Origin of the sequence: Algoriphagus confluentis (assembly GCF_036245625.1) — a bacterium.
GTDB classification, from domain to species: Bacteria; Bacteroidota; Bacteroidia; order Cytophagales; family Cyclobacteriaceae; genus Algoriphagus; species Algoriphagus confluentis.
Genome location: NZ_BTPD01000008.1, coordinates 309408 through 318606, shown reverse-complemented (window position 1 = coordinate 318606; position 9199 = coordinate 309408). Strand labels below are relative to the sequence as shown.

Annotated in this window: 10 protein-coding genes; 6 read left to right on the top strand and 4 right to left on the bottom strand. The window is 41.5% G+C overall.

Features of this window, described 5'->3' with window-relative positions; all coding sequences use genetic code 11:
• Positions 1 to 205 precede the first annotated feature (205 nt).
• Positions 206 to 1144 (bottom strand): hypothetical protein, encoded by a 939-nt coding sequence (locus AAA943_RS14175; protein WP_338224917.1) that lies wholly within the window; start codon positions 1142 to 1144, stop codon positions 206 to 208.
• 266 nt (positions 1145 to 1410) lie between these two features.
• Positions 1411 to 2013, bottom strand: a complete 603-nt coding sequence (locus AAA943_RS14170) for a hypothetical protein (RefSeq protein WP_338224916.1) — start codon at positions 2011 to 2013, stop codon at positions 1411 to 1413.
• A 180-nt stretch (positions 2014 to 2193) separates the two neighbouring features.
• Between AAA943_RS14170 and AAA943_RS14165 the strand changes: the two genes are divergently transcribed.
• Complete coding sequence (locus AAA943_RS14165; RefSeq protein ID WP_338224915.1) at positions 2194 to 2481, top strand: hypothetical protein; 288 nt, start codon at positions 2194 to 2196, stop codon at positions 2479 to 2481.
• Positions 2482 to 2640: 159 nt separating this feature from the next.
• On the opposite strand, the gene AAA943_RS14160 is transcribed toward AAA943_RS14165, so the two are convergent.
• Together AAA943_RS14160 and AAA943_RS14155 are read right to left on the bottom strand one after the other, a co-directional pair.
• A complete protein-coding gene (locus AAA943_RS14160; protein ID WP_338224914.1) occupies positions 2641 to 2895 on the bottom strand; it encodes a hypothetical protein in 255 nt (84 codons plus the stop codon).
• A 64-nt stretch (positions 2896 to 2959) separates the two neighbouring features.
• Complete coding sequence (locus tag AAA943_RS14155) at positions 2960 to 4069, bottom strand: Fic family protein (RefSeq protein WP_338224913.1); 1110 nt, start codon at positions 4067 to 4069, stop codon at positions 2960 to 2962.
• Positions 4070 to 4276: 207 nt separating this feature from the next.
• On the opposite strand from AAA943_RS14155, the gene AAA943_RS14150 reads away from it, so the two are divergent.
• From AAA943_RS14150 to AAA943_RS14130, 5 genes are all read left to right on the top strand, one after another.
• A complete protein-coding gene (locus AAA943_RS14150) occupies positions 4277 to 5401 on the top strand; it encodes a glycosyltransferase family 4 protein (RefSeq protein WP_338224912.1) in 1125 nt (374 codons plus the stop codon).
• A 3-nt stretch (positions 5402 to 5404) separates the two neighbouring features.
• Positions 5405 to 6301, top strand: a complete 897-nt coding sequence (locus tag AAA943_RS14145) for a class I SAM-dependent methyltransferase (protein WP_338224911.1) — start codon at positions 5405 to 5407, stop codon at positions 6299 to 6301.
• Positions 6294 to 7454 carry a glycosyltransferase family 4 protein gene (locus AAA943_RS14140; RefSeq protein ID WP_338224910.1) on the top strand — a complete coding sequence of 387 codons (1161 nt, stop codon included), beginning with the start codon at positions 6294 to 6296 and terminating at the stop codon, positions 7452 to 7454. Before AAA943_RS14145 ends, AAA943_RS14140 begins: the two co-directional genes overlap by 8 nt.
• Positions 7430 to 8557: a glycosyltransferase gene (locus AAA943_RS14135; RefSeq protein WP_338224909.1), complete on the top strand. Its 1128-nt coding sequence runs from the start codon at positions 7430 to 7432 to the stop codon at positions 8555 to 8557. Before AAA943_RS14140 ends, AAA943_RS14135 begins: the two co-directional genes overlap by 25 nt.
• A gap of 223 nt (positions 8558 to 8780) precedes the next feature.
• Entirely contained in the window at positions 8781 to 9194 is a 414-nt protein-coding gene (locus AAA943_RS14130) for an OsmC family protein (RefSeq protein ID WP_338224908.1), read from the top strand.
• The last annotated feature ends 5 nt before the right edge of the window (positions 9195 to 9199 follow it).

Sequence of the window (9199 nt, the reverse complement as noted above, 5' to 3'; positions counted from 1 at the left end):
AGCTCATTTTTCACCCATTTATCGGGAATGGGATTCCAGCTGGATACCCTCACAAAAAATCCGGAGATCGTTGCATCGCTAATCCCAGCCTATTAGAAACTTTCCATTACTGAAGAAAACCCAATGCGGAAAAATCAGAAGGTTGAAAGAGGAGTTGTGCAACGGTTACCGCTGTTAGCAGCAGTAATTCTATCTTTGTCTATTGTTATTTGTCGTCAATTTTGAAAATGTTTTTCATTACTTCAGTTCGTTTAAACTTATCAGTATCTATATCTAAAAATGTTTTTTGCTTGTCAACTGTCACTAAACCAAACCAAAGCAAAAATCTGTCAAAAGTGCGAACACCATAACATCTAAAAAACTGTCGTTCAGGTGTTGAGTAATCTGGCTGAAAAAAAGCAATGAACTTTGGAAAAGCTCTTAAATATTTATCTGCATAAAAGCCTACCGTTTGTGGTTGGTGTCCAAATTTGTCAAGCATAATTACCGAAAAAGCCCAGCCAAGTTGTCCAATTGGTTGCTCAGGATAACCGTCATTAAAACTCCAAAGGAACTTGTCTGTAAACGCTTGGAAAAATTGTCTGAAAATTTGCAAACGGTTGCTTTTCTCAAATAGTTTGGTCGTTGTCTTTGTCAAAGTGAGCTTATTATTTACTTTTCTTACAAGTCCAGCAATTTCAGCCGTCAATCTTGCCGTCTTAATTGCAATACAGTCGTCTTCTTTCCAAAGTTTTGTTATACCTCTTTCTATATGTTCGTCAAGTAAAAATCTTCTGTCATACAGTTCAACCATTACTTTTTTAGGCAAAGCTCCGAGTGGTGTTAACTTAATTTGCTTCTCACGCTGAATAATTTTTAGATATTCTTCCACAATCCTAAAAAGTGGAATTTGGTCAAGTGTTTTGTCGTCAATGTTGTTATACAATTGAACAGGAGACTTTTCGCTAAATGTGTCGTATAATAAATGGTGAATTTCTGTTGCAGATAGTCCCAAAAAATCGTCCAAAGGTATATTGTTCCTAAGTAGGATATTTGCTTCTATGTCGTCAGGTGATTTCATTTTACAAGCTGTCGTAATATTATTGCTGCTAACGGTCAAGGCTAAGAGCGGGTGGGCATTAAAACCCGATTCACTGTCTGCCACGACCAATGTTTATAAAAGGTAAACACTTTCAATTTGGCACTTTCCGCCCACTTGCTCTTAGTCAATGTTGGCGTTTCGGCTTTTCAATTCGTTATATCATTATTATTCCAATCAATATTAAAAATATTCCTAGAATAATTATCTGATAGTGTGCTGCTTTTCCAAATTCGTTTTCATCTTTCTTTAATGGATTCCGTGATTTAAAAATCAAAATGAGGACTCCAAGAGCCATTAGTAATAGTCCTAAGATGAAATTATAAGTTTCGTCAGTCATCATATGTTTCGTATGTCAACTTGCTTCCTATGATTCTTAACTGCAACCCTACAGTGTCTTGCTTATTTGAAAAAAGCATTATTCTATTTTCATTTTCTTGAATGCCAAATTCGTAAAACTTTTCAATATTCCTTCCCAATCTGGTATCATGAAAATAAATCGTATCTCCACCTATTGTAAATTCTCCCTTAGTCATCGATGTGCCAAAGCAGATGTTGCTAAAGGTAAATTCGTTGTTTTCTTTAAGTTTGAGAGTAACCGTACAATTTGCTACACCTTCTCTCTGAGCCACTAAAATGTCCTTACTTTCAAATTTCTTAAAATTCACAATTCCAAATGGCATGAAAACTGTCAAGATGAGAACTAAGACTAAAACACTAGCCGTCAAATTTCTTTCTCTTTTTTTAAATCGTTCTTTAACTGCATAAAAGAGCTGTATAACCAAAATAATTGTTAGCCCGATAAATGTCAGAAACAGAATAATAGAAAAAACCATCGCATAGAAGCTAAGGTCATCTGTCCATAAGTCCCTTGTGTTGACCAAGAGGAAGAAAGTCAATGCAATTCCAATTATCAATTTGCTTCTTGTATGCATTTGTGTTTTTTAAGCTGAACGCCAACGTATCGGTGCTATACGATGTGGCGGATTTTCAGCACGAAAGCTCAATACGAAGTACCAAAGTTGAATTAAGTAAAAATGTTAAACCGAAGTACGTCAGCCGCCATATTGTATAGCACTTGTTAGCGGCTGCCCTTCTTCACAAATCAAAATAGAATGAGAAGTTACAAAAAAGAATTAGAAGAAATCGCAAATGATTTATTAAATCAAAATGCTGATGCAAAAGGAAATAAGAATAAGCCTAATTATTCCAAACGTGATTTTATGAATGCTACAATAATTTTTCAAACGGCATTAATGGATAAAATGTATGATAACCAAGAGTATGATGGAATGAGTATTGAAGACCGTATGAAAATGGCTGAAAGTTGTGGATTGTCTTTACGAAAACTGATACACACCTATACTGGATTAGATACCCACAAGATTGAGGAGTTTCTTTAGGGTTGCCGCTAACATCCCTATAAACGCCACTCCTCCCGATTAATTTCGTGTATTTCCACTATGGGCGAAGGGGTTTTTCTTTTCAATAGCGCTGATTTTGATTGATTTCATTAATTAAGTGCTTCTTCGCCTGAATTCCTAGGTTAAAAGTCATATTTCCTACTTGCCCCGTTTTATTGCCTCCTCAAGGATTTCAGCCATGGTCTTGGTGGAAAGACCGCTTTTTTCTCCTTTGATCAATTCGCTCTTGCTGGGATATTCATTTTCTTCAATTTTCTGTTTGAGCCATCGATCATTTGGCTCAGTTACTGTAATCCTTTGAGCCCTATGATTGTGTAGTAATAGTATAAATATACACCGATTGTTGAGCCATTTTTCTTGGTTTATGAATTTAAGGTTTTTCAGAAATTCCATTTTTCAAAAAAGGCTTTTTCGGCCCAGGATAAGCGTGTAGTTGCATATTTTAACTCCCTTCCATTCATTCTTTAGCAATCAAGTCTTCCAAATTCAAAAAATAACGGGTTCCTTTCAACTCCCCTGTTTTTCGAAAAGCTCCCAAATTAACCAAGGCTATCAGATCTCTTGTCGCCGTAGCTCTACTGGTTTTTGTGATACTCAGATAGTTACTCAAGCTAAGCCCGCCTTGAAACCCATCAGGCCCTTCTTTGAATATTCGCTCACAAACTTTGTTTTGACGTTCATTCATGACCTGCTGAAACTTGTCATAAAATCTGGTTTTGGCTAGGATAAAGCTTGCTAGATTCAAACTCCGTTGGATTGCCAACAGGATGGTTTCTGAGAAATATTCCAACCAATCCGTGATTTCCATTGATTTATTGTTCCTTTCCAAAGCCTCGTAGTATTGTCTTTTATACTTCTCTACGGTATAAGAAAGAGCGATCAAACTAGGCTGTCCTAGTCTCTCAGAAAGTATTTTCTCAGCAATGGCACGACCGATTCGACCATTTCCATCTTCAAATGGGTGGATGCAAACAAAATACAGATGTGCAATCCCTGCCTGAACTACCGGATGGAGCTTTCTAGACTCGGTATTGTACCATTCTAAAAATCGCTCCATTTCCGAATAAACTCGATCAGAAGGAGGTCCTTCAAAGTGGACCCGCTCTTTTCCCAAAGGACCTGATACGACCTGCATCGATTCGGGACTCGTTCTATACCGGCCAATATCATCCAAATCCCTTCTTCCATTGGTCAGCATTCGATGCCAGCTGAATAACTTGTCGTGGTTTAGGGGTACCTGCGAAGATTGGTATAAGTCCACCATCATCTCGGCTATTCCATATTCGGCAGCACTGGGTCTCCGGGAAGTCGCTTTCAGTCCAAATTGTTTCTGAATAGAGGACTGAACGCTTTCTCGATTAAAATATTCCCCCTCGATTTCAGAGGTTTTTAAGGCCTCATCGGTAATTATTTCAAGTCTCAAATTTTGGTTACTCTCCTTTGAAATTAATTGGCTTACACCCAATAGTTTTCCAGAATGAAAATAAAAGTCATTCAGTTTGGACTCAACTGATTCTAAATTATAGGTGAATTTTGGCCATTTTTTTGATTCCCAATTCCAAGTCATGAGGTATAAATTTACTTTTATACCTCATAAATATAGAAAAAATGAGTTATATTCATCAGGTTATAACTCACCCTGATCAAAAATCACCTTCCTGATCCTTTACCCACCCAAATGGGAAAATTGCCGGGATGATATTTTTATTCCTAACTTTAAGCATTACCCGATCCGTTTTTTCGGAAGCTTTATCCATTCAAAACAGCCCGCCTTTTGAAAGTCCTTCTCGATCTTCAATATCTTAACGTCGCCAGCACCGGGATCAAAACCTATATGGTGGAACTGGCAAAAGCGGCAAGGAAATACCCCCATCCGGAGATTGAGTGGATTTTTACCCATGAACCCGACAAACAGGCGGAGGATCAGACTTACAAAGACCTCACATCCAAAATTCAAAAGCTGAACTATCACTTGGATTACTTCCGATGGAAGGAGTTTCAGCTGCCGGATATGGTGAAAAAATACAAACCGGATGTTTTGATTTGTCCGGACTTTGTCTCACCCGCAGCCTCCCTTCCCTGCCGAAGAATGACCGTGATCCACGATGCCTTTTTCTGGCAAATGCCGGAAAACTACCCCAAATGGTGGCGAAAATACTTCCTCAACCTGATCAAAAAAGGCCTAAAAGAGGATACCACACTCATCACGACTACCCGATATTCCAAAACCTCCCTTTTGGAACATTTGGGAGATTCCCTCCCCATCGAAGTGATCTATCAGGCTCCCAAGGGGATGACAGCGGCCTTGGATCAAAAGTTTCAGGGAAAATTAGGTTTGAACATCCAGGATTATTTTCTCCACATCGGAACCTTCGATAAGCGAAAGAATCTGCCTCTTCTGGTGGAGTCCTATGCCGCCTATCTTAAAAAAACCCAATCTCCCAAAAAACTCGTCCTTGCCGGTGGACCTGGACAGAGTAAACAGATGAATGATTTTCCGGTAGTTCAACAATTGGTGGACAAGCTACAGCTTCAAGATCAGGTCCTGCTTCCGGGATACCTTACCGACGGTCAGGTCAAATCCTTGTACAACGGGGCTTTCGCCTATATTTTTCCTTCCCAAAATGAAGGATTTGGCATTCCCATCCTCGAGTCTATGGGCTTTGGTGTACCCGTAATCCACTCAGACCAGCCTGCTCTTCTCGAAGTGGCTCATGGTGCAGGACTTTCTTTTCAAACCGGAAATTCCGAAGATTTGACCGAAAAAATGATACTTTTGGAGACTGAAAATGACTTGAGAGAACAGCTTATCCATCTAGGGAAGGCCCGCTCCAAGGACTTTTCTTCCAAAAAATTTATCGAGGCTTTCTACGAGCTTATTTTGAAACCCGCTCCCTGATCCATGCGGCAAGTATCCTGTCCGGTCTGTCACACTGCCCCTACTTTTTCTCCAGCTCCTCATTTTCTTTGCGATTGTCCCCGATGTGGGATTCAGTGGACCTTTATTCCGGAGGATCTTCAATGGGAGGAATTGTACCGGGATGAGGTCTATGCCGTGGTGGATAACCGAGCCTCCATTTTTGAAAAAATCATCTTCTCCGAAGCCCGAAAAGTGCTTCGCAAAGCATACAAGCTAGTTCCTGAGAGAAAAAAACTTTTGGACTTTGGTTCGGGAAAAGGACAATTCCTGAAAGTAGCCAAAGACTTGGGCTGGAAGGGTTTGGGGATAGAAACAGAGCCTGAGAGAGCCCGATTTGCTCAGGAAAACTATAGAGTCCAAGTTTTGACTTCCTTTTATTCTCAAGGAAAAATCGAATCCGGAAACTTTGATTTGATCACACTCAACCATGTGCTTGAGCACCTTCCTGAGCCCATGAGTCTTTTGAAGGAGTTGGTTCAGCAAAACCTGGCGGTAGACGGAATTCTCTACTTAGAAGTTCCCAGAGCTGATTCATGGCAGGCAAAAATTGGTGGAGCAAATTGGATGCATTGGGATATTCCCAAGCATTTGACTCATTGGAATTCCAAAAGCCTTGAAAAAGAACTCCAAAAAATAGGGGTTTCTCCCATCGCTCAGCGGGGTTTTTCCGTACATCTCGGCATCTTGGGGATGCTTCAGGCACTGATGAGCCGTTTAGGTTTTAAGGAAAATCTCATCTTTCGGCTCAAACGTGAAAAAACACTTGGCTTAATCTTGGGAATTGGGTTGCTTTTACCTTTTGCTACAGGCTTGGAAGCCCTTTCTGTTCTTTTTGGAAAATCCGGAATTTTGGGAATTTATGGGAAAAAGAATGGCTAAAACCCGACATATCCTTTTTTTGCAAAGCAGCTCTGAGGGCTATGGGTCAGGAAAAATCATCCTGCAGGTCCTCCGTTTTTACCAAAATCAGGGACTAGCTCCAGTCGTGGTCCTCACCAACGAAGGTCCGATTCAGTCCGACTTGCAGGCAATGGATATTCCTGTTTATGTCCAAAACCTGGGGATTCTGAGAAGAAAATATGTCAATCCGGGAGGCATTTTTAACCGGGTCCAAAAGAATCTGAAAGCCTATCGCTTCCTGAACCAGCTTCACCGGAAATATTCCTTTGAACTGGTTTATTCCAATACCTTGGCGGTGGTCATAGGCTCTATTTGGGCCAAGCGAAATCATCTTCCCCACATTTGGCATATCCACGAGATCCTTCCGGGACCGGCTCCTTTGGTCAAGCTTTTGGCCAAAATGCTGGACAGCAGTACCACTCACCCCATCGCAGTCTCCCAAGCCGTTGCCGACCATTGGCAGACTGAGCTCCATAAAGCACAAGTGCAGGTAATCCCCAACGGAATTCCCTATGACGCATTTTTGGAAGCAGAAGGATCATTAAAATCTGAACTGAAGCTTAGTCCGGACACCCAAATGATCGGAATGATCGGTCGAATCAACCCCGGAAAAGGACAGCTTTTCTTCTTGGAAATGGCTGAAAAGGTGGCCAAAAAATATCCCAAGGCCCACTTTGTTCTTGTAGGCGACCCATTTCCGGGTTACGAATATATTTTGGAAGAAATAACAGAAAAGATCAGAAGCAGGAAACTGGAAACCAAAGTCTGCTATTTGGGTTTTCGCAGAGATATTCCTGATGTGATGGCTTCGCTGGACATTTTTGTCCTGCCTTCAGTTCTGCCGGATTCATTTCCCACGGTGATTTTGGAGGCAATGGCTGCCGGGAAACCTGTAATAGCAACAAAATCAGGGGGAGCCTCTGAGATGGTTTTGGAAGGGGAAACGGGATTCCTGATTCCAATCCATGATATAAGTGCTGGAACTGAGGCTATTTCCCAATTGATTGACAACCCCTCGCTTAGAAAAACCCTGGGAGAGTCCGGGAGAAAAAGAGTCTTAGAGTCCTTCAGCCTGGAGTCCTTCGAACAAAAAATCATCAAGCACCTATGGCAGCACCTGAAAAGAAACTGAAAGTAGCCATCATGGGTGCCAAAGGCTATCCCTACGTATACGGGGGATACGATACGATGATCAAAGAACTTGGAGAGCGCTTGGTACAAAAGGGAGTGCACGTCCGAGTGTACAATCACCGGGCCTTATTCAAAGAAAGACCAAGGTTTGTCAATGGCATAGAATGCATCTATACACCAGCGATCGAGTCCAAAAGTCTGACCCAGCTCACCCATACCTTTTTCTCCATGCTTCACGCCTGCTTTTCGGATGTGGATGTGATTTTTGTAGTGAATTCGGGAAATGGTCCTTTTGGGGTTATTTCCAGAATCTTCCGGAAACCCACCGCTATCAATGTGGATGGACTGGAATGGCTCAGGCCGAAATGGAAAGGCTTTGGCGCGAAGTATTTTTTCTGGGCTTCAAAAATGGCGACCAAATTCTATGATCAGCTCATCAATGATTCGGAGGAGATGCGGCGGGTGTATCTGGAGCTTTTCCAAAAAGACTCCCAAGTCATTGCCTATGGGGCCAATCCAAGAGAACATGTGGGGCCCGAACCACTGGAAAAATGGAATCTGGAGAGCAGAAGCTACTTTTTGATTGTAGGCAGGCTCGTGCCGGACAACAATGCGGATTTGATTATCGAAGGATTTTTGAAGTCAAATTCTGAAAGAAAATTGGTGGTTGTAGGGGACGTTCCTTTTGCTGATGAATGGGCCAATCGGCTGAAAAACATTCAGGATCCGAGGTTGCTATTTACGGGTTATGTGACCGATCCAGAGGAGTTGGCATCCTTGTATTCTCATTGCTTTGCCTATTTCCATGGGCATGAATATGGGGGAACCAATCCGGCTATGCTGAAGGCAATGGGCTATGGATGTGCGATTTTGGCCTTGAATACTCCATTCAACCAGGAGATGCTGCAAAATGGAAAGCATGGGTGGTATTTTGAGAAGAAGGCGCAATCTGTAAAAGACGTCGTGGAAAAGGCGGAATCAGCGCCTGAAAAAATGGACGATTTGCAAAAGACAGCCCGCTCAGGCTTAACCCAAAAATACAATTGGGATTATGTGACGGAGCAGTATTTGGAGGTGTTATTCAGGCTGAAAAAAAAAGCATAGCTATTCTATAAGAGTTTACAATGGATTTCTCACAGATTCCACAGAATCTCACAGATAAAAAGATCTGTGGACATCAGTGAAATCTGTGAGAAATTTTCCTTTTTATTCGAATGAAATAAACTCTCCGTTTTTAAAATATCCTCGAAAAATTAATCTCAAGAAACTTTAACCTCTAAAATTTCCTTTACTCTGTATCTTTTCACCATAAAAACTCTTTAATCCCATGATCAGAAAAGCAACCGCCGTTTGGAAAGGAAGTGGCAAAGAAGGCTCCGGCCACTTGACCACCGACAGTACAGTTCTTAAGGATACTCAATATTCTTTCAACACCCGATTCGAAGATGGAGTAGGCACCAATCCAGAGGAATTGATCGCAGCAGCCCATGCCGGCTGTTTTGCCATGAAGCTCAGCTTCAACCTCAGCGGGGTCAACTTCCCTCCACAATCCCTGGAAGTCACCTCAAAAATTACTTTTGAAGAGGGTACTTTGAAAAAATCCCACTTAGTCCTTAAGGCTCAGGTAGATGGAATCTCCGAAGAGGAATTTGCCAAGCAAGTCAAAGATGCTGAGGAAAATTGCCCGATATCCAAAGCCTTAAACATGGAAATCAGCTCCGAATACACGCTGAATAGTTGATTCCT